This window comes from Chelatococcus sp. KU-N122, assembly GCF_055391085.1.
In genome coordinates, this window is the sequence record NZ_AP043981.1 from 4,892,494 (window position 1) to 4,910,584 (window position 18,091).

The 18,091-nt window shown below is 69.4% G+C and carries 20 protein-coding genes; 5 read left to right on the forward strand and 15 right to left on the reverse strand.

Annotated elements, in window-relative coordinates; genetic code table 11:
• Window positions 1-49: 49 nt before the first annotated feature.
• Complete coding sequence (locus tag ACZ5PO_RS22045; RefSeq protein ID WP_464183912.1) at window positions 50-496, forward strand: DUF1801 domain-containing protein; 447 nt, start codon at window positions 50-52, stop codon at window positions 494-496.
• A gap of 125 nt (window positions 497-621) precedes the next feature.
• Here the strand turns inward: ACZ5PO_RS22045 and ACZ5PO_RS22050 are convergent, their stop codons facing one another.
• Window positions 622-2,004: an epoxide hydrolase family protein gene (locus ACZ5PO_RS22050; RefSeq protein WP_464183914.1), complete on the reverse strand. Its 1,383-nt coding sequence runs from the start codon at window positions 2,002-2,004 to the stop codon at window positions 622-624.
• Window positions 2,005-2,240: 236 nt separating this feature from the next.
• Window positions 2,241-3,119, reverse strand: a complete 879-nt coding sequence (locus tag ACZ5PO_RS22055; protein WP_464183915.1) for a sigma-70 family RNA polymerase sigma factor — start codon at window positions 3,117-3,119, stop codon at window positions 2,241-2,243.
• On the opposite strand from ACZ5PO_RS22055, the gene ACZ5PO_RS22060 reads away from it, so the two are divergent.
• Window positions 3,118-3,909, forward strand: a complete 792-nt coding sequence (locus ACZ5PO_RS22060) for a glutathione S-transferase family protein (RefSeq protein ID WP_464183916.1) — start codon at window positions 3,118-3,120, stop codon at window positions 3,907-3,909. The genes ACZ5PO_RS22055 and ACZ5PO_RS22060 overlap by 2 nt on opposite strands.
• Window positions 3,910-4,008: 99 nt before the next feature.
• On the opposite strand, the gene ACZ5PO_RS22065 is transcribed toward ACZ5PO_RS22060, so the two are convergent.
• Window positions 4,009-4,527, reverse strand: coding sequence for a methylated-DNA--[protein]-cysteine S-methyltransferase (locus ACZ5PO_RS22065; protein ID WP_464183918.1), 519 nt, complete (start codon window positions 4,525-4,527; stop codon window positions 4,009-4,011).
• Window positions 4,528-4,686: 159 nt separating this feature from the next.
• The gene (locus ACZ5PO_RS22070) at window positions 4,687-5,136 is read right to left on the reverse strand and encodes an ester cyclase (protein WP_464183919.1); all 450 of its coding nucleotides are present in this window, start codon (window positions 5,134-5,136) and stop codon (window positions 4,687-4,689) included.
• Window positions 5,137-5,344: 208 nt separating this feature from the next.
• On the opposite strand from ACZ5PO_RS22070, the gene ACZ5PO_RS22075 reads away from it, so the two are divergent.
• Window positions 5,345-5,752, forward strand: a complete 408-nt coding sequence (locus ACZ5PO_RS22075; RefSeq protein WP_464183920.1) for a VOC family protein — start codon at window positions 5,345-5,347, stop codon at window positions 5,750-5,752.
• A 61-nt stretch (window positions 5,753-5,813) separates the two neighbouring features.
• Here the strand turns inward: ACZ5PO_RS22075 and ACZ5PO_RS22080 are convergent, their stop codons facing one another.
• From ACZ5PO_RS22080 to ACZ5PO_RS22100, 5 genes are all read right to left on the reverse strand, one after another.
• Window positions 5,814-6,593: a hydroxypyruvate isomerase family protein gene (locus ACZ5PO_RS22080; RefSeq protein WP_464183922.1), complete on the reverse strand. Its 780-nt coding sequence runs from the start codon at window positions 6,591-6,593 to the stop codon at window positions 5,814-5,816.
• On the reverse strand, window positions 6,590-7,249 hold the full coding sequence (otnC, locus tag ACZ5PO_RS22085; protein WP_464183924.1) for a 3-oxo-tetronate 4-phosphate decarboxylase: 660 nt from the start codon (window positions 7,247-7,249) through the stop codon (window positions 6,590-6,592). Before otnC ends, ACZ5PO_RS22080 begins: the two co-directional genes overlap by 4 nt.
• The gene (gene otnK, locus ACZ5PO_RS22090) at window positions 7,249-8,523 is read right to left on the reverse strand and encodes a 3-oxo-tetronate kinase (RefSeq protein WP_464183926.1); all 1,275 of its coding nucleotides are present in this window, start codon (window positions 8,521-8,523) and stop codon (window positions 7,249-7,251) included. The genes otnC and otnK overlap by 1 nt, the downstream gene beginning before the upstream one ends.
• Window positions 8,524-8,526: 3 nt before the next feature.
• The gene (gene denD / locus ACZ5PO_RS22095; protein WP_464183927.1) at window positions 8,527-9,516 is read right to left on the reverse strand and encodes a D-erythronate dehydrogenase; all 990 of its coding nucleotides are present in this window, start codon (window positions 9,514-9,516) and stop codon (window positions 8,527-8,529) included.
• Between the two features lie 76 nt (window positions 9,517-9,592).
• Window positions 9,593-10,516: a LysR family transcriptional regulator gene (locus ACZ5PO_RS22100; protein ID WP_464183928.1), complete on the reverse strand. Its 924-nt coding sequence runs from the start codon at window positions 10,514-10,516 to the stop codon at window positions 9,593-9,595.
• 125 nt (window positions 10,517-10,641) lie between these two features.
• Between ACZ5PO_RS22100 and ACZ5PO_RS22105 the strand changes: the two genes are divergently transcribed.
• Both ACZ5PO_RS22105 and ACZ5PO_RS22110 read left to right on the forward strand, forming a co-directional pair.
• Window positions 10,642-11,382, forward strand: coding sequence for an SDR family oxidoreductase (locus tag ACZ5PO_RS22105; protein ID WP_464183929.1), 741 nt, complete (start codon window positions 10,642-10,644; stop codon window positions 11,380-11,382).
• A 66-nt stretch (window positions 11,383-11,448) separates the two neighbouring features.
• Window positions 11,449-12,351 carry an SDR family oxidoreductase gene (locus tag ACZ5PO_RS22110; RefSeq protein WP_464183930.1) on the forward strand — a complete coding sequence of 301 codons (903 nt, stop codon included), beginning with the start codon at window positions 11,449-11,451 and terminating at the stop codon, window positions 12,349-12,351.
• 14 nt (window positions 12,352-12,365) lie between these two features.
• Here the strand turns inward: ACZ5PO_RS22110 and ACZ5PO_RS22115 are convergent, their stop codons facing one another.
• The 6 genes from ACZ5PO_RS22115 to ACZ5PO_RS22140 all read right to left on the reverse strand — a co-directional run bounded on the left by ACZ5PO_RS22115 (window position 12,366) and on the right by ACZ5PO_RS22140 (window position 18,063).
• The gene (locus ACZ5PO_RS22115; protein ID WP_464183932.1) at window positions 12,366-13,133 is read right to left on the reverse strand and encodes an alpha/beta fold hydrolase; all 768 of its coding nucleotides are present in this window, start codon (window positions 13,131-13,133) and stop codon (window positions 12,366-12,368) included.
• 364 nt (window positions 13,134-13,497) lie between these two features.
• Entirely contained in the window at window positions 13,498-14,355 is an 858-nt protein-coding gene (locus tag ACZ5PO_RS22120) for a DUF4118 domain-containing protein (protein ID WP_464183934.1), read from the reverse strand.
• Window positions 14,356-14,666: 311 nt separating this feature from the next.
• Window positions 14,667-15,581, reverse strand: coding sequence for a LysR family transcriptional regulator (locus ACZ5PO_RS22125; RefSeq protein ID WP_464183935.1), 915 nt, complete (start codon window positions 15,579-15,581; stop codon window positions 14,667-14,669).
• 166 nt (window positions 15,582-15,747) lie between these two features.
• Window positions 15,748-16,713, reverse strand: coding sequence for a glutathione S-transferase family protein (locus ACZ5PO_RS22130; RefSeq protein WP_464183936.1), 966 nt, complete (start codon window positions 16,711-16,713; stop codon window positions 15,748-15,750).
• A 2-nt stretch (window positions 16,714-16,715) separates the two neighbouring features.
• Window positions 16,716-17,612 (reverse strand): VOC family protein, encoded by an 897-nt coding sequence (locus ACZ5PO_RS22135; RefSeq protein ID WP_464183939.1) that lies wholly within the window; start codon window positions 17,610-17,612, stop codon window positions 16,716-16,718.
• A 10-nt stretch (window positions 17,613-17,622) separates the two neighbouring features.
• Window positions 17,623-18,063: a DoxX family protein gene (locus tag ACZ5PO_RS22140; protein WP_464183941.1), complete on the reverse strand. Its 441-nt coding sequence runs from the start codon at window positions 18,061-18,063 to the stop codon at window positions 17,623-17,625.
• Between the last annotated feature and the right edge of the window lie 28 nt (window positions 18,064-18,091).

Genomic DNA, 18,091 nt, shown 5'->3' on the forward strand with positions numbered 1-18,091 from the left:
TGCCCACGGTGGCGGCCCCAGGGCCTGACCTATGCGAGCGAACACCACGATGACGACGTCAAGCAGTTCGGAGGACGGCGCGGGAGGGGCATCTGCCGCGCAACTGATCGATGCGCGCATCGCGGAGCTGGGCGACTGGCGGGGCGCGACCCTCGCGCGCGTCCGCGCGCTCATCCAGGAGGCCGCTCCCGAGGTCGTCGAGGAATGGAAATGGCGCGGGGTCCCGGTGTGGTCGCTCGGCGGCATCATCTGCACCGGCGAGACCTACAAGAGCGTGGTCAAGCTGACCTTCGCCAAGGGGGCCTCGCTCGAGGATCCGTCGGGCCTCTTCAACTCCAGCCTCGACGGCAACACCCGGCGGGCCATCGACGTCCGCGAGGGCGACAGCATCGACGAAGAGGCGTTGAAGGCCCTCGTCCGTGCCGCCGTGGCACGGAACACGTCGGTGGGTGCGGCCCGCCCGTCTCGCTCTCGCAAGGAGCTCAAGGGCGCCTGAGCGGCGTGGCCACGGCGCTCAGCTGCGAGAGCGCCTGGCGATTGGGTGGCGGTGGGGCCGTCCCGATGCGGTCCGGGCACCACGCCCGATCTGCGCCTCGGCGAGGGCGAGCCGCCCTGCCCAGGTCACGTCGGCTGCCGCAGCGGCCGGAACGCCTCTCTGAGCTCGGCGGCGAAGAGCGCCGGCTCCTCCCAGGCGGCGAAGTGGCCGCCCCTGTCCGCCTCGTGAAAGTAGATCAGGTTGCGGTAGGCCCGCCGTGCCCAGGTCTCGGGGGCCCGATAATTCTCTCCCGGGAAGACCGTGATGGCCACCGGCAGCGCGATCTCGGCCGTCTTCTGTGCCGCCGCAACAACGACGCTCTGTCCGGCGTGCTCCCAGTACAGCCGCGCCGCCGAGGTCGCGCTGTTCGTCAGCCAGTACAGCGTAATGTCGTCCAGCACCTCGTCCGGCGACTTTTCCGGGTCGCTCGCGCTGTATGTCCAGTGTGCGAAGCCGGGATGGCCGAGCATCCACGCGGCAAGCCCGGCCGGGGAATCCGCCAGGCCGTAGCCGATCGTCTGCGGCCGGGTGCCCATGATCGTCGCGTAGGACCTGTCGCCCATCCTGGCGGCTGCATCGAGAGCCTCGTACGCCGCGCGCTCCGTCTCGGAGAGCCCGACCGGCGCGGGGCCGCCGTCGTTGAGCGCCTTGGCGATCTCGGCTGGCACCGTTGCCGGCAGGTTGATATGGATGCCGAGCAGCCCCGCCGGCGCCTGGCGCGCCATAGCGCTGGACACCGGCGAGCCCCAGTCGCCGCCCTGGGCCACATAACGTGTGTAGCCGAGGCGCTGCATCAGCTCCGCCCAGGTTCGCGCGATGCGGTCGGCGTTCCAGCCGGTGTCCGTGGGCTTGCCGGAAAAGCCGTAGCCCGGCATCGCGGGAATGACCACGTCGAAGGCGTCCTCGGCGCGGCCTCCATGGGCGGTGGGATCCGTCAGCGGGCCGATCACCTTGAGGTTCTCGAACACCGATCCCGGCCAGCCGTGGGTGATGATGACGGGCAGGGCATTGGCGTGGCTGGAGCGCACGTGGATGAAGTGGATGTCGAGGCCGCCGACCTCGGTCATGAACTGCGGAAGGGCGTTCAGCCTGGCTTCCGCCTTCCGCCAGTCGTAGCCGCTGCTCCAATACGCGACGAGCGGCTGGATCTTGGCGAGCGGGATGCCCTGTGACTGGTCGTGGGCCGTCTCCCGATCGGGCCAGCGCGTCGCCTGCAGGCGTCGGCGCAGGTCGGCGAGGTCGCCCGCGGGGATGGCGATGCGGAACGGGCGGACGGCGTTCCCCGTGGCCGCGGCTCCCGGATCCGCGGGCAACAGGCTGGACGCACCCGCGGCGGCGATCCCCGTCGCGGCGGTGGCCAGGAGCTTGCGCCGGCCGTGGTCGATTCCCTCCGGGCCGACCGGAGTGCCCGCGGGCGCTGGACCCGGGCGGCTGGCGACAGCAGCGAGCACCTGCATGAGCGTGGTCATGGCCTTCTCCCTTTCGGATCAGGCGCCTAGGGCAAGACTGCGATCGGCTCCGCCGTCGCCAGGATGGCGGGGGCGAACGGGGAGCCACTCAGCTCGTGCGCAGCGCGCATCATATCATGGGAGACGCGGCGGTCGCGACGCGGACACCGGGTGACGTGGCTGATGCCCTTCTGCTTCGGCCTTTCTCCGGTGGCGACCGCCGGACGGTGCGCGGCGGGCCGGTACTGCCCCGCGGCTCAAGCTGAGACCTCAATGATCTCCGCCACCTCCGCCGCGGGCGGGAAGTGGAAGAAGTCGCGGATCCGTGATACCCGGTCGCCGCGCCAGGTCAGCAGGATGAAGTAGTGGCTGCCGTCGCCGCGCTGCACGAGGATGCCCGGTACGCCGTCGATCGCGGCGAGGCTGAAGCGGGCATCGGTGAACCGCGCATAATTGGTGAAATAGCGCGTGATCGAGCGCTTTCCCTCGTGCACCGAATGGCCGACGAGGTCGAGGCGCACGTCCTCGGCCAGCAGATCGCGCATGGCGTCGAAGTCGCGGGCGTTGAACAGGTCGATATAGCGCGTAAGCTTCTCGCGCTCGTCGAGCGACAGCGGTGGCGCCACGGGAGCGTCGATCGAGCGTGCGACCGACCGGAGCCGCCGCCGTCCGCGGTGCAGCGCGGCCTTCACCGCCGGCACCGTCGTCGTGAGGATGTCGGCGATCTCGTTCAGCGAATAGCCGAGCACATCCATCAGGATGACGCTGCCGCGTTCGGCGGGCGAGAGCTCCATGAAGCCACGCAGCCCGGCCGCCGCAGCCTCGTGCTGATCGATGGCGGCGATGGGCTCCGCGGCGGCCTCGTCGATGGGCTCGACCAGCACGAGCGCCGCGCGCGCCCTGCGGCGCAGGTGATCGAGAGCCGCGTTGCGCGCGATGCGGAACAGCCACGCTTCGGCATTGTCGAGCGCGTCGACGCCTGGGAACGCCTGCATCGCCTTGATCAGGGTGTCCTGCACCACGTCCTCGCCCTCGACCGCGGAGCCGACCATGCGCGCGCAGAACCGGTAGAGCTTCGGCCGCAGCGCCTCCGCGAGAGGGGCGAAGGCCTCCTGTCTGTCTCGTGCCTCGGGCATGGCGTTCCTCGCAGCCGACGGGTCGCGGCGCAGGATGTCCGTGCGGATGATCAGGCACAATCAGCCGAAAAAAATAAACTTCGCGCGAATCCTTTGCGGTCTTCCGGTCGTCTTGGCGGTGCAACACACCAGGAGTGCAGCCATGAAGCTCTATACTCTTCCGGGATCTCCCAACGGCCGCAAGGTTGTCGCGGTGATCAACCGGCTTCGTCTGCCCGTCGACATCGCCTATCTCGATTTTTCCAAGGGAGATACGCGTGAGCCCGCGTTCCTCGCGCTCAACCCTAACGGCATGGTGCCCGTCCTCGTCGACGGCGACTTCCGGCTCTGGGAGTCGAACGCCATCATGGAGTATCTCGTCGGGAAAGCCGGGGGCTCCCCGCTGCTGCCCGAGGATCCCAGGCAGCGCGCCGAGGTCAGTCGCTGGCTGTTCTGGGAGCAGGCGCACTTCAACAAATGGTTCGGCACGCTGGTCTTCGAGAGCCTGATCAAGCCGCAGTTCGGCATGGGGGAGGCGAGCCCGGATCTCGTCGCGTTCTGCCTGGCGCAGGTGGCGCGCTTCGCGCCGGTTCTCGACGGACATCTTGCCAGCCGCGACCATCTCGTCGGCAGCGGCGTCACGCTCGCCGACTACGCGATGATCGGCCTTGAGAAATACCGCGCGGCCGCCCCGTTCGACTGGACACCTTTCGCCAACGTCAACCGCTACTTCGATGCCATGCGCGAGGATGACGCGTGGGTGAGGGCGGTGCCGCCCGTCACCGATGCGGGGCCGGCGAAGGCTGCCTGATCGCGGGCCGCGAAGGATTGCCTTTGCGGCTTCGGCCGGAGCGCGAGGGCTCCGGCCGGACGCGTTTCGCACCGAGCGCCGTTGCGAAGCTGTCGGCTCTCAGACGCGCCGCGAGCCCGCGGACCGCTGTTCGCGGGCCAGCAGCTCGCGCTTGCGCTTGAAGCCCCAACGGTAGCCGGAGATCGAGCCGTCCTTCTTGATGACGCGGTGGCACGGCACGAGGACGGCGATGGGATTGCAGGCGATCGCCGTGGTCACCTCGCGAGCGTCGCGGGTGCCCAGTTCGGCCGCCAATGCGCCGTAGCTCGTCGTTTCGCCCATGGGCAAGGTGCGCAGCATCGACCAGACCTGGACCTCATACGGCGTCCCACGTAGATCGAGGGGAACGGCGGGATCGTAGCCGGGCTCTTCGATCGCGCGCGTCACCCGGTCGAGGATGTCGCTCAACCCCTCCTGTCCGTCGATGATGTCGGCCTCGGGGAAGCGGACGCGCAGCGCGTCCTCCATCGCGCGATGGTTCGAGCCGAACTCCAGGGCGACGAGCCCCTTGTCGGACATGGCCACCATGACATCGCCGAGCGAGCTGGTCGCCCATGCGACGCGGATGATGTCGCTCATCTCTGCCTCCGTTGAGCTTGCACCGAGACGATGCAAGGCCGCGATGCCATGGCCTTTTCGGTCCTCGCCGTAAGATCGAGGAGCCCACACGGGGGTGGGCCTGATCGGGGCGGCGCAGGTGAGCCGCCCCGTCGGGGGCGAACCGCCGGCGGCCGTCGATCAGGCGGCCTTCAGCAGTCCGAGCTGGGTCAGCGCGGTTACGCCGTCGTCGAGGCCGATCTCCTGCGCGATCTCGCCGTCGAGCACCTTCAGCACCGTGGTGCCGGTGAAGTGCATCCTGCGGCCGGTCGCAGCGGGGAGCCCGCCGGTCAGAAAGTCGTTGAAGGCCGGCCCCGTATGGGTGCCGCCGCCTTCCCACTGACCGACGACGTAGTCGCCCTCGGCGATCAGATCCGCCGTCCCCCAGAAGTTGAGATCGGGGAACGCGGCCCGGAAATCGGTCATGAACGCCTTGATGTCGTCGCGACCGCGGCGCGGCTCGTGCAGCGAGTACTTGAGCAGCATGTCCGGCGCCGCGATCTCGTCGACGACCGCAAGATTGACGTCCTTGCCCCAGAATTCGGTAAACCAGCGGACGACGACAGCCTTGTTATCTTCTTCCTTGCTCATGGGAACGGGTCCTATCGATCTGGTTCGAGGGATCATCGACACTGCTCGATGACCTGAGCAAAGGATTACGCTCCGGACCGCCTTGCCGAACTCCGGTTGTTGTCTTGCAATCGGCAAAGCGCTGCAGATTTAGAGAGATGACGCAAATCAGTTCTTCGTCCGAGCCGGCTACAAAGTCGGAAGGATGCCGCCACAAAAGGGTACAGCCGTGATCGATCATATGGGCATCAGGCCACGAGCCATCGAAAGCGCGCGACGGTTTTACGATGCTGCCCTCCATCCGCTCGGCATCACGAACGTGATGGAGGTCAGGCCAGAAGAAGCCGGCGGCTATCACGGCATAGGCTATGGAAGTGGCGGAAAGCCATTCTTCTGGCTGTCCAGTGACAGTCGCCGTGCCGCCCCGGATGGTCCATGTGGAGCGGGCATCCACATCGCGTTCGAGGCCGAAAGCAGAGCGGTGGTCGACGCTTTTTACGCAGCGGCGATGGCGCAAGGCGCACGTGACAACGGCCCGCCAGGCATCAGGCCTCATTATCATCCGGCCTATTATGCGGCGTTCGTGATCGACCCGGACGGGGTCAACGTCGAGGCCGTGTGCCAAAAGCAAGAGTGAGAGACGACGGCCGGATCAACATCGGTACCGATCCCGTGAAACGCGCCGTCGCTGCCGCGCCTCAGAGCTCCACGCCGAGGTGCCGCCTCCAGACGAGGCCCGCGTCAGTGTCGCCGCGCGGCCGGTATTCGGTGCCGATCCATCCCCCATAACCGAGCCTGCCGAGCTCGGCGAAAACGGCGCGGTAGTCGATCTCGCCCTCGTCCGGCTCGGCGCGGCTGGGCACGGCGGCGATCTGCACATGGCCGATGACAGGCAGGTGGCGGGTAAGCCGGCGCAGCACGTCGCCCTCGGTCGCGCCGACGTGGTAGACATCGAACATCAGCTTGATGTTCGGCCGGCCGGCCTCGTCGCGGATGCGCTCCGCCTCGGCCTGCGTCGCATAGAAATAGCCTGGCGCGTCATAGGGGTTCAGCGCTTCGAGCAGCAGGGTGAGGCCATGCGGGGTCGCCTTGTCCGACGCCTGGCGCAGATTGCCGATGAAGACGCGCGCCGCCTCCTCGCGGGCCTCGGCGGCCACGAGCCCGGCCATGCAGTGGATCGCGGTGCCGCCCGCCTCCACGCAATAGGCAATCGATTGGTCGACGGCGGCCTGGAACTCCGCCTCCCGTCCCGCAAGCGCCCCCAGCCCGTTCTCGCCCGGCTGGCCGCGCACCGTGTTGATGCCGAGGAGCCTGAGCCCATGGCGCTCGCAGCGCGCCCGCACCGCGGCTGCCGGCGTGTCGTAGGGCCAGTGCAGCTCGATCGCCTTGAAGCCGGCCTGAGCGGCCGCATCGATGCGCTCCAGCAGCGGCCGGTCCGGCCAGAGAAAGCCCAGGTTGGCGGAAAAGCGTGGCGTCACGTCAGTCTGAACCTCGCGTTGAGGGCCTCGATCTGGGCTGTGTCGAGGTGGCGCACGTTGAGCCCGCCCGTGAGCACGAGGAGCTTCGCGGTCTCCTCCAGCTCCTCGGCGGCGAATACGGCGCTGTCGAGCGACAGCCCCGCCACCACCGGCCCGTGGTTGGCGAGCAGCAGGGCGGCGTGGTCGGCCGCTCGCGCGCGGACCAGCGGGACGACCTCGGCCGAGCCCGGCATGGTGTAGGGCAGCACCGGCACGCGCCCTACCCGCATCACCACGTAGGGCGTGATCGGCGCGATCGCGTCGTCCGGATCGACGTCGGCGAGGCACGAGAGGGCCGTGGCGAAGGTGGAGTGCAGGTGCACCACGGCGCCGGTCTGCGGCCGGCCCTCGTAGAAGGCCCGGTGCAGCGGCAGCTCCTTGGTCGGCGCATCGCCCGAGACGGGGTTCCAGTCCGCGTCGAGCGCGGTGATCCGGGCCGCGTCGAGAAAGCCCAGGCAGGAATTGGTCGGCGTCACCAGGAAGCCGTCGCCGGCGCGCACCGAGATGTTACCTGACGAGCCCACGGTGAAGCCGCGCTCGAACAGCGAGCGGCCCCAGGTGACGATGCCCTGGCGCAGGGCCGCCTCGTCGCGCTCTCCGTGCGGCGGCACGGCCATCACGCCCTCTCCGTGGTGGCGCGGCGCCCCATGATGGCGAGCGCCTTGTCATAAAAGTCGACAGCACCGAAGTTGCCGCTCTTCAGGGCGATGCGGATCGGCCGGCCGCCGGCCGAGCCGGCCAGCGCGGGCACGCCGGGGTCGATTTCCGGGCTGATCGTCAGCCGGTCGAGGCCGAGCGCGGCGACGACGGCGCCCGCGGTCTCACCGCCACCGATCGCGAGCCGGGTGACGCCGCCCGCCACCAGCGCGGCGGAGAGGTCGCCGAAGAAGCGCTCCAGGGCCGCGGCCGTCCGTTCCCGCCCGAAGCGCTGCTGGGCCGCGGCCACCGCCTCCGGCGCGGCGGTCGAATAGACGGCCGGGGCCTCGCCGGCATGGGCCAGGACGAAATCCCGTGCCGCGGCGACCGAGAGGGTGCCGTCCAGCACGGCCTCCGGCGCCACGGCCAGGCCGGGATGGCGCGCCAGATGCTGCGCAAGCTGCGCCTGGGAGGCGCGCGAGCAGGAGCCCGACAGGACGGCGCTCGCGCCGTCCACGCCGGTAAAGGCCGCGCCCTTGCTACCCAGCTTGCCCGCCCGCCGAAAATTGTCGGGAAGCCCGAGCGCGATGCCTGAGCCGCCCGTGACCAGCTTCGCTCCGGCGATCGCGGTGCCGATGGCCCTCAGATCGTCGTCGGCCACGGCGTCGACCACGGCAAGGCGCGCGCCCTCCTCCTCGGCGCCGGCGAGGGCGGCGGCAATGGCCTCCGCCCCCTGCCGGACGCTGGCATAGGGCACGAGCGCCACCTCGCCCCTGGTCTGGCGGCGCAGCCAGCGCCGGATGTCCGGATCGGTCATCGGCGTCAGCGGGTGGTGCTCCATGCCGGATTCGCTGAGGAGCCGGCCGCCGACGAAGAGGTGGCCCTGGTAGAGCGTGCGGCCCGTCGCCGGAAACACCGGGCACACCACCGCAATCCCCGCGCCGAGCGCCTCGCTCAAGGCCTCCGCGACCGGCCCGATGTTGCCCTCGGGCGTGGAATCGAAGGTCGAGCAATACTTGAACAGGATCTGCTCGGCCCCCTGGCGCTGCAGCCAGTCGAGCGCCTCGAGCGATTGCCGCACCGCCTCGGCGGCCGGGACGGAGCGCGTCTTCAGCGCGACCACGCCGGCGTCGGCCGCGGGCGCCCCACCATGGGGCACGCCGACGAGGAGCGTCGTCGCCATGCCGTTCCTGGCGAGCGTGTTGGCAAGGTCGCTGGCGCCGGTGAAATCGTCGGCGATGGCGCCGAGCAGCATGGCCTAGCCCCCGATGCGCCCGCCGAGCTCGTCCTCGACATGGATGCGGATGATGTCGTCGAAGCTGGTCTCGGCCTTGAAGCCGAGCGCGCTTGCGCGCTGCGGGTCGAAGCGCGGCGCCCAGCCCTCCACGATGCGCATGATGGTCTCGTCCGGCTCGTGGCGGATGAGCTTCACCGCGGATGCGCCGGCGACCCGCCGCAGCGCCTCGATCTCCTCGCCGACCGTGGCCGAGAGGCCGGGCATGCTGAGGTTGCGCCGCGGCCCGACCTGGCCGAGATCGAGCGATCCGGCGTGGATCAGGAAGTCCACCGCCGCGCGCGGGCTGGCGAACCAGTGGCGCACGTGCGGCGAGACCGGCAGGACCGCCTCCTGGCCGACGAGCGGTTCCCGCAGGATGTTGGAGAAGAAGCCGGACGCCGCCTTGTTGGGCTTGCCGGGCCGGATGCAGATGGTCGGCAGGCGGATGCCGATGCCGTCGAAGATGCCGCGGCGGGTGTAGTCGGCGAGCAGCAGCTCGCCGATGGCCTTCTGCGTGCCGTAGCTGGTGAGCGGCATGGTGGCGAACTCGTCCGGAATCGCCTCCGGAAAGGGCGCGCCGAAGACGGCGATAGAGGAGGTGAAGACGACGCGCGGCGTGTAGGGCGCACGCAGTCCCTCGCGGCGGATCGCCTCGAACAGATGGCGCGTGCCGTCGAGATTGATGCGGTAGCCCTTGTCGAAGTCGGCCTCGGCCTCGCCGGAGACGATGGCGGCGAGATGATAGATGAGGTCCGGCCGGCCGGCGATCAGATCGCGCGCATCGTCTGCGTTCGAAACGTCCACCGCCCGCAGCTCGATGTCGCCTGCGAAGCCCGTCGGCCGTTGGGGCGCGACGACGTCGGCAAGCGTCATGCTTGCCAGCTCCTGATCTGCGATGCGGCCGGCCGATGACAGGCGTTCCGCAAGCTTGCGCCCGAGCATTCCGGCCGCGCCAACGATCAGAACCTTCATGTGACCCTCGTGCTTCTTATGAGTCAGCGGGTCATCTTACAGCGATAGGGGCGCCGATGGAGGTCATCATCAGAAATCATGCCTCGACCGGCCCGCCTCGCGCGCCGTCTCCACCCGCCATCGCAAACCGCTGCACGATCCAGTCGATGAACAACCGCACGCGCGGCGAGAGCTGGCGGTTGCGGGGGTAGAGCACCGAGACAGGGCCGGGCGGCACCAGGTGGTCGGGGAGCAGGCGCAGCAGCCGGCCGGCGGCGAGATCGTGCTCGACGTGGAACACCGGCATCTGGGCGAGGCCGAGGCCCAGGCGCACGCCGGCGAGGAAGGTCTCGGTGCCGGTGACGGAGAAGGGGGCGGCGACATCCACCCGCATGAGCCCGCCCGGCGCCTGGAACTCGAAGGGCCTGACCGCGCCCGTGGTGAGCGAGCGCAGGCCGACGGTGCGATGGTGCGCCAGGTCGGCGATCGTCTGCGGCGTGCCGTAGCGGTCGAGGTAGGCGGGGGCGGCGCAGGTGATGCGGGCGAGCTGGGCGACGCTGCGCGCCACCAGGTCGCTGTCCGGCAGCGTGCCCCAGCGCAGCACGCAGTCCACGCCCTCACGCACCACGTCCACCCAGCGCTCGCTCTCGCTCAGGGCGATCTCGATGTCGGGATAGCTCGCGAAAAAGTCCGGCAGGCCCGGCAGCAGGAAATGGCGCGCCAGCGTGCCCTGCACCTCGATGCGCAGCAGGCCCCTGGGTGTGGCGCCGCGGAAGGCGCCCTCGGCATCCTCGATATCGTCGAGGATGGCCAGGCAGCGGCGGTAGTAGGCCTCGCCGTCCAGCGTCGGCCGCACCGTGCGTGTGGTGCGCTGGAGCAGGCGCACGCCCAGCCGCTCCTCCATCTGCCGGATCGCCTCGGTCGCCGTCGAGCGCGGCATGTCGAGGTCGTGCGCTGCCTGGGTGAAGCTGCGCCGGTCGACCACCCGCGTGAACAGCCGCATCGCATCCAGCCGGTCCACCGCCTGCCTCCTTTGTTCGATCACGGCGAACAGTGTTGCCGACCGTAACCAGATTATCCCGGCGCTCCCAGGGGGCATCTCACTCGCATCGGCTCGACCAGGGCGACAGCGAACAGGAGCAAATCATGAGCAACGACTCGAACAAGGTGGCGATTGTCACCGGTGCCTCGCGCGGCATCGGTGCGGCGATCGCCGAGCGGCTGGCCAGGGACGGCTTCACCGTCGTCGTCAACTATGCGGGCCGGGCGGCCGAGGCCGAGGTGCTGGTGGCGAAGATCGAGGCGGCCGGCGGCCGCGCCATCCCCGCCCAGGCCGATGTCAGCGATGCCGCCGCGGTGGCGCGCATGTTCGACGCGGCGCAGGCGGCCTTCGGCGGCATCGACGTGCTGGTCAACAACGCCGGCATCATGAAGCTGGCGAGCATCGCCGACAGCGACGACGCGCTGTTCGACAGCCAGGTCGCCGTCAATCTGAAGGGTAGCTTCAACACGCTGCGCGAGGCGGCCAAGCGCCTGCGCAGCGGCGGGCGGATCATCAATCTGTCGTCGAGCGTGGTCGGCCTCTACCAGCCGGGCTACGCCGCCTATGCCGCCACCAAGGCAGGCGTCGAGGCGATGACCCACGTGCTCACCAAGGAGCTGCGCGGCCGCCACATCACCGTCAACGCCGTCGCGCCCGGGCCGACCGCCACCGCGCTGTTCCTCGACGGCAAGCCGCAGCAGGTGATCGACACCCTCACCAAGCTCGCCCCGCTCGAGCGGCTCGGCCAGCCCGAGGACATCGCCAGCGCGGTCGCCTTCCTCGCAGGCCCCGACGGCGCCTGGGTCAACGGCCAGGTGCTGCGCGCCAACGGCGGGATCATCTGAGCATCCCCAAACCATCCCGAGCCGGCGGCTGCCCTGGCGCGGACCGGCGATCGACAGGAGTTCGTCATGTCCAACAAGATCATCCTCATTACCGGCGCGTCGAGCGGCTTCGGCCGGCTCACCGCCGAGGCGCTCGCCAAGGCCGGCCACACCGTCTACGCCTCCATGCGCGACGTCGCCGGGCGCAATGCCGGGACTGCGGCGGAGATGGCCGCGACCTCGGCGCGCGACGGCGTCGACCTACGCCCCCTTGAGCTCGACGTGCAGTCCGAGCCTTCGGTCGCCGCGGCGGTCGAAGCGATCATGGCCAGGGATGGGCGCATCGACGTCCTGGTCCACAACGCCGGCCACATGATGTTCGGCCCGGCCGAGGCCTTCACGCCGGAGCAGTACGCCCAGCAGTACGACGTCAACGTGCTCGGCACGCAGCGGGTCAACCGCGCCGTCCTGCCCCACATGCGCGCCGCCAGGCAGGGCCTGCTGGTGTGGGTGTCGAGCTCGAGCTCGGCCGGCGGCACGCCGCCGTACCTGGCGCCCTATTTCGCCGCCAAGGCGGCCATGGATGCGCTGGCGGTGCAGTATGCCCGCGAGCTCTCCCGCTGGGGCATCGAGACCACGATCATCGTGCCCGGCGCCTTCACCAAGGGCACCAACCACTTCGCCCATTCGGGCCGCCCGGCCGACGAAGCGCGCCTGGCGGCGTACGAGGCGGGGCCCTACCACGGCTTCGGCGAGCAGGTGCAGCAGGCGTTCGCTGCCATCGTGCCCGACGATGCGGATGTGGCCGGCGTCGCCGACGCCATTGTCGCGGTGGTGGACACGCCGTTCGGCAAGCGCCCGTTCCGCGTCCACTACGACCCGACGGAGGACGGCGCCGATGTCGGCTTCACCGTGCTCGACCGTCTGCGCGCCGAGATGCTCCACCGCGTCGGCCTCGCCGACCTGCTGAAGCCCGCCAGGCTGGTCTGAGGGCGGTGCTTTTCCTACGCCGCCGCCTCGAGGATGAGCTGGGCGACCGCGTCGGGGTGGGAGATCAGCGACAGGTGGCTCGAAGCGAGCTCGATCGTCTTGGCGCCCATACGCTTGGCCATGAAGCGCTGGAGGTCAGGGTTGATCGTGCGGTCCTCGGTCGAGACCGCATAGAAGCTCGGCTTGGAGCGCCAGGCCGCCTGGCTCGTCTTGCCGGCCAGCAGCGCCTTGTGGAAGGGCTGCTGCACGGCGTAGAGCACCCTGGCCTTCGCCTCCGGCACGTCGCCGGCAAAATCGCGCAGGAAGGCTGCTTCGCTGAGGCGGCCCTCGTCGCCGTCGAAGACGATGCCCGCCGTCGCCGGCGGTGTCGGGTAGCCCTTGGCGAGCGCCGTGTAATCCTCGTCCGCATCCGGCGCGCGCGCCGCCACGTAGACGACGGCCGACACGTTGGGATGCACGCCGGCTTGCGTCACGATCATGCCGCTGAAGGAATGGCCGACCAGCACCGTCGGGCCGTCCTGGCGGGCGAGCACGCGCTCGGCCTCCGCCACTGCGTCGGGCAGCGTGGTGAGCGGGTTCTGCACCGAGGTGACGTTCAGCCCGCGCGCCTGGAGGCGGGCGATCACCTCGGTCCAGCACGAACCGTCGGCGAACAGGCCGTGGACGAGAACGATGTTGCGGGCCCGCGTGGGTGCGGCCGGCGCGGCGAAGGCGCGGGGCACGACGAGGGACGCAGTTACCCCCGCGACGAGGGCAGTCGAAAAGGTGCGGCGGTTCATCATGGCAAGTCTCCGAGATCAATGGCTCGAGCAGGGGCGTCGATCACCTCCCGCTCTCGATCGGGAACATGCGCTCCGCCGTGTCCTTCGACTGCCTGTACGAAGGTGTTAGCCGTTCATGTGGACGTGCTCGGCTGAATATTCGGTGAGATCTATTTTCGCTCTGGTGTGGCGAGTCCGAAATTCGCACCACCTCGGGGCAGCGCTGGGAGCGAATTTCGGATTCCTAAGCCACACTAGCAACTCTATGATTCTAGTGTGGTTTAATGGATCTGAAGGTCCTGAACATCGATGCCATGTGGGGAGCAGGAACTTCAGATCCACCACACTAGGCAACAATGGTCACCGGAGCTGATCAACCGGTAGCTCAACGATGACTGCCGGCTTCGAGGTGCTGGCGCTCGAGAGCCAGCGTGAGCAGGCTCCCCATGGTCTCCACCAGCGTGCCGGGCCTGGATGGGCGCTCCGCTGGGTCGAACGCCAGCCCGATGACGGCCTGCGGTCCGGCGGCCGTCGCGACAGGCCAGAAGTCGAAGCGCGAGGTGTCGAACGGATACACGCCCGCCGGGACGCGCCGGCCGGCCGTCAGCGCCGATTGCGCCGCCTCCACCTCGGCCTCGAGCGGCTCGATCCTGCCGCGCGTCTCCATGTCGTCCACTGCCGTTTCCGAGATGAGCATCACGGCAACCGGCACGTGGAAAAGCGCCTCGAGGATGTCGGCGGTGACGGCCGTGAGCGCCCGTGCATGGTCGGCCGCGACGACGTCGCGGCCATAGGCCTGCAACAGCGCCGCCTGCCGCCTCAGGTTGGCCGCCGCGTCGGCCCTGCGCCGGGCCGTGGAGGCCACGGCGCTTGCAATGCATCCGACGACGAACAGCAGCGCGATGGCCCAAATGTTGGCGGGGTCATCGACGGCGAGCGTGTAGCGCGGCTCGGTGAGAAAGAAATTGTAGGCGAGGGCGCCGAGGATCGCCGCGCAGAGGGATGGTCCCAAGCCGAACGTGACCGCGGCGATGATGACCGGGATGACATAGACCAGCGACAGGTTGGGGATCGTCACCGCCTTGTCGAAGCCGACCGCGAGGGCCGTCGCCAGGGCGGTCATGACGACCGCTGCGAGGTAGCGCACCGCGATCGGCGCGCTCGACAGCTGCAACGCCAGCGATGGATCAGGCTCGTCGAGTCCCGTAATCCCGCCCGGCGACATGGCTCTCCGAGTGGTCATGGCGATGCCCTCTCATGGCAAGGGGCGAGCCTGGCCGGCCTGCCGTCGGCCCTGCACGAGGGCCGGCCGTCGCCTGCCGCGGCATCCGAGAACCGGGCACCGCACGTTAACTACCGGCAGCCGCGTCAGCTCTGCGCGCTCGCCCTCCGTTCGTAGATGGAGCGACGCCCATAAGAAGTCCATTCACGCGCCGGCACGAAAACATAAGGGCACTGTTAGGGCCGCCCTATCACCGGCCCGCCGCGACCTGGTTCCGGTCGACGCGCAGGTGGACGGGCCGGACCAGGGCGAGGCACGTCCGCCGCGATGGATCACCAGCCGCGATCCCATTCCGGCTGACCACGGAAGCAGTTGACAAGGAAGTCGACGAGCGCCCGCACCTTGAGGGCGAGGTGCCTTGCGGGAGGGTAGACCACGTGGATGCCGAACCGGCCTTCCTCCCTATCGGCCAGCAACAGCCGGACCCGGCCGTCGCGGATATGGCGACCGGCGATGAAGCTGGGGACGCGGGCGATGCCGAGCCCTGCTTCCGCGGCGGCCAGACAGGCCTCGCCGTTCGAAAAGTGCAGCCGCCCCGCCACGGCGACGGTGAGCGCTTCTCCCGACCGCGCCGAAGCGAAGCGCCAATTGAGGGGATCGCGGAAATTGGTGTCGATGATGCAATCGTGCGCCGCGAGATCTTCCGGGCGCTTCGGCACGCCCTTTCGTGCGACGTAGGATGGCGCGGCCACGACGACGACCCGCGCATCACACAGCTTGCGAGCGATCAGGCTGCTGTCGGACGGCTTGCCGATCCTGACGGCGACGTCGAAGCCCTCGTCCACCAGGTTCACGATGCGGTCGGAAAAGCTCACGTCGAGCTGGATGTCCGGAAAGGCGCGCGCGAAATCCAGAAGCGCGGGCGCGAGCTGGATCGTGCCGAAGGACATCGGAGCCGTCAGCCGCAGGCGGCCCGTCGGTGCGCCGGACGCGTTGCGAACGGACGCATCCAGCACGTCGAATTCATCGAGCAGCGCCTTCACGCGCTCGTAGTACGCCTGGCCGACCTCGGTGGGGGAGAGCGCCCGTGTGGTGCGCTTGATGAGCTGGACGCCCAGATCGGCCTCCAGCCGCGAGACGAGCTTCGACGCCTGGCCGCTGCTGGTGCCCAGGCGCTGGGCCGCGACGGCAAAACTGCCGGCATCGAGCACGGCGACGAACATGCGGTCGCAGTCCAGGCGGTCCATGGCGTCCGTTCGGGATCTGTTGCGTGCATCCTCCCGTCAAACTAGCCCACCTGGGGGATTATCCCATATGCGCCGCGGCGTGCCTCACGCCGGGCCGCCGTGCCGGACGGTTCACCCGTGAGCTCACGAAATGCCCTCCTTGCGCTCACGCCGGGCGGAGAGACGGTCAGGCCGCGGGCGCGAGCCAGGGCAGTTCCGGCCCGACGGGCACGATGCCGTTGGGGTTCAGCGCCCGGATCGAATAGTAGCCGCGCTTGATGTGGTCGATGTTCACGGTCTCGCGCACGCCGGGCACCGCGAGGACGCGCACGAGGTAGGCGGAGAGGGCGGGATAGTCGGCGAGCCGGCGCAGGTTGCACTTGAACAGGCCGTGATACGCCGCATCGAAGCGCACCAGCGTCACGAACAGGCGGATGTCGGCCTCTGTCGGCGCCGCGCCGAGCAGGAACGGGCCGCCGGCGGCGAGCCGCTCCTCCAGCTCGCCCAGCATGGCGAAGACGTCGGCGAAGGCCGCCTCATAGGCAGCCTGCGTGGTGGCGAAGCCGGCGCGGTAGACCCCGTTGTTGAGGCGCGGATAGATGGCCGCGTTCAGTTCGTCGATGTCGTGGCGCAGCGCCTGGGGGTAGAGGTCGATGCCATGGCGTGCGAGGGCTCCGAAGCCGGAGTTGAACATCCGCACGATGTCGGCGGACTCGTTGTTGACGATCGTGCCGCGCGCCCGGTCCCACAGCACCGGTACCGTGGCGCGGCCGGTGTAGAGCGGATCGGCGCGCGTATAGAGCTCGTGCACGTAGGTGGAGCCGTTGACGCTGTCGCGGTCCGACCCGGGCTGGTCGCCGAAGCGCCAGCCCTGATCGGTGAGCACCGGATCGACGACGGAGACGGAGACGGCCGCCTCCAGCCCCTTCAGCTTGCGGGCGATGAGCGTGCGCGAGGCCCAGGGACAGATCAGCGCGACATAGAGATGGTAGCGCCCCGCCTCGGCCTTGAAGCCGCCCGATCCGGTCGGTCCCGGCTCGCCGTCCGCCGTCACCCAGTTGCGGAAGCTGGAGGTCTGGCGCACGAAGCCGCCGGTGGCGTCGGTCGCCTGCACCGGCTGCCAGTCCTCGGTCCATCGTCCGTTCACGAGCATGATCAGGCCTTCGTGCGGTCGGAGCCGGCGAGCGTCGTAATCGCGATGGCCGTTCCCCAGGGATCGTGCAGGGAGAAGGACGGCGCACCCGCATCGTCCGTACCGCGCGCATGCTCCCTGATGGCCTCGGCCCGGGCCGCATCCACCCGGATGGCGAGTTCGGCCAGGCCTGTCGACGGATAGCTGCGCGGCCCGGCCCCCCGGCTGTTCCAGATATTGGTCGCGATATGATGATGATAGCCGTCGGCGGCGTAGAAAGTGCCGCCGGGGTAGCGGGCGGTGATGTCGAGACCGAGAACGCCGGCGTAGAATGCCTCGGCCGGCGCGAGCGCGCCGACCTGCAGGTGCACGTGGCCGACGGCGGAGCCTCCGGGGAAGCCGCGCCACGGCCCATCACCGGCGCTGGCGAGCAGGCCCTCGACGTCGAGCGGCTCGGTCGACATCGCGACCTGCCGATCAGTCCACCTCCAGGTCGACGCGGGCCGGTCGGCATAGATCTCGACGCCGTTGCCTTCCGGATCGGAGAGATAGATCGCCTCGCTGACCAGATGGTCCGAGGCGCCGACCACGGCGGCTCGTGCCTGGAGGGCGTGCCGTGTCCAGCGAGCGAGATCGGCGCGCGCCGGCAGAAGGAAGGCGGTGTGGAACAGGCCGGCCTCCCGCGGCGAACGCCGCCGTGCCGCGGCATCCCGGCGCAGCTCCAGCAGCACCGTGTCGCCGGCGCCCAGTTCGGCGCTCTCGCCATCCTGCCGCAGGCAATGGAGGCCCACGGTCTGCTCGTAGAAAGCCCTGACCTGGTCGAGATCGTTCACGGTCAGCGCCACGCGGCCCATGGACAGGCGCCGCGCCGGGTAGGGGGCGGCCGTACGATCGGCCGCCTTCAGGGTCGTCTCAGACATGAGGGTCGCCTCAGACATGGCGATACCGATCCCCTTCGGGCCCGTCGGCAGCAACCGGCGTCGGCTTCAGGGCATAGGCGCCGTCACCCGCGAGCGCCAGAGCGAGAAGCGCGACGATCCAGAGCGCGAGGTATTCCCAGCCGCCCTTGGGATTGGTGAAGAAGAAGCCGGCCGGTCCATGGACCGTAAAGATGGCGCCGAGCAGGATCGGGATCAGCGCGAGCGCCGCGATCCGGGGCCAGATGCCGAGGATCAGCGCCACGGCGCCGACCAGTTCCCAGGCGATGGTCACGTAGGCCAGCCAGCCCGGCAGGCCGAGCGAGCCGAAGAAGCCTGCGGTGCCGGCGGGCGTGAAGACGAAGATCTTCAGCCCGGCATGGGCCAGGAACAGGATGCCCAACGCGATGCGAAGGACGAAGGCGGCGTAAGGCGCGGTGCGGTTGTCGATCATGGAAGCGTCCCGTTGTGCATTGATCTCC

What these genes read in the sequence shown, in the direction of transcription:
- ACZ5PO_RS22115 (WP_464183932.1), bottom strand. Translation starts at nt 13,133, where the DNA reads ATGATGAACCGCCGCACCTTTTCGACTGCCCTCGTCGCGGGGGTAACT.
- otnK (WP_464183926.1), bottom strand. Translation starts at nt 8,523, where the DNA reads ATGCTGCTCGGCGCCATCGCCGACGATTTCACCGGCGCCAGCGACCTT.
- ACZ5PO_RS22055 (WP_464183915.1), bottom strand. Translation starts at nt 3,119, where the DNA reads ATGCCCGAGGCACGAGACAGACAGGAGGCCTTCGCCCCTCTCGCGGAG.
- ACZ5PO_RS22130 (WP_464183936.1), bottom strand. Translation starts at nt 16,713, where the DNA reads ATGCTCGTGAACGGACGATGGACCGAGGACTGGCAGCCGGTGCAGGCG.
- otnC (WP_464183924.1), bottom strand. Translation starts at nt 7,249, where the DNA reads ATGGCCGTGCCGCCGCACGGAGAGCGCGACGAGGCGGCCCTGCGCCAG.
- ACZ5PO_RS22110 (WP_464183930.1), top strand. Translation starts at nt 11,449, where the DNA reads ATGTCCAACAAGATCATCCTCATTACCGGCGCGTCGAGCGGCTTCGGC.
- ACZ5PO_RS22050 (WP_464183914.1), bottom strand. Translation starts at nt 2,004, where the DNA reads ATGACCACGCTCATGCAGGTGCTCGCTGCTGTCGCCAGCCGCCCGGGT.
- ACZ5PO_RS22070 (WP_464183919.1), bottom strand. Translation starts at nt 5,136, where the DNA reads ATGAGCAAGGAAGAAGATAACAAGGCTGTCGTCGTCCGCTGGTTTACC.
- ACZ5PO_RS22120 (WP_464183934.1), bottom strand. Translation starts at nt 14,355, where the DNA reads ATGACCACTCGGAGAGCCATGTCGCCGGGCGGGATTACGGGACTCGAC.
- ACZ5PO_RS22125 (WP_464183935.1), bottom strand. Translation starts at nt 15,581, where the DNA reads ATGGACCGCCTGGACTGCGACCGCATGTTCGTCGCCGTGCTCGATGCC.
- ACZ5PO_RS22060 (WP_464183916.1), top strand. Translation starts at nt 3,118, where the DNA reads ATGGCGTTCCTCGCAGCCGACGGGTCGCGGCGCAGGATGTCCGTGCGG.
- denD (WP_464183927.1), bottom strand. Translation starts at nt 9,516, where the DNA reads ATGAAGGTTCTGATCGTTGGCGCGGCCGGAATGCTCGGGCGCAAGCTT.
- ACZ5PO_RS22065 (WP_464183918.1), bottom strand. Translation starts at nt 4,527, where the DNA reads ATGAGCGACATCATCCGCGTCGCATGGGCGACCAGCTCGCTCGGCGAT.
- ACZ5PO_RS22045 (WP_464183912.1), top strand. Translation starts at nt 50, where the DNA reads ATGACGACGTCAAGCAGTTCGGAGGACGGCGCGGGAGGGGCATCTGCC.
- ACZ5PO_RS22135 (WP_464183939.1), bottom strand. Translation starts at nt 17,612, where the DNA reads ATGTCTGAGACGACCCTGAAGGCGGCCGATCGTACGGCCGCCCCCTAC.
- ACZ5PO_RS22105 (WP_464183929.1), top strand. Translation starts at nt 10,642, where the DNA reads ATGAGCAACGACTCGAACAAGGTGGCGATTGTCACCGGTGCCTCGCGC.
- ACZ5PO_RS22140 (WP_464183941.1), bottom strand. Translation starts at nt 18,063, where the DNA reads ATGATCGACAACCGCACCGCGCCTTACGCCGCCTTCGTCCTTCGCATC.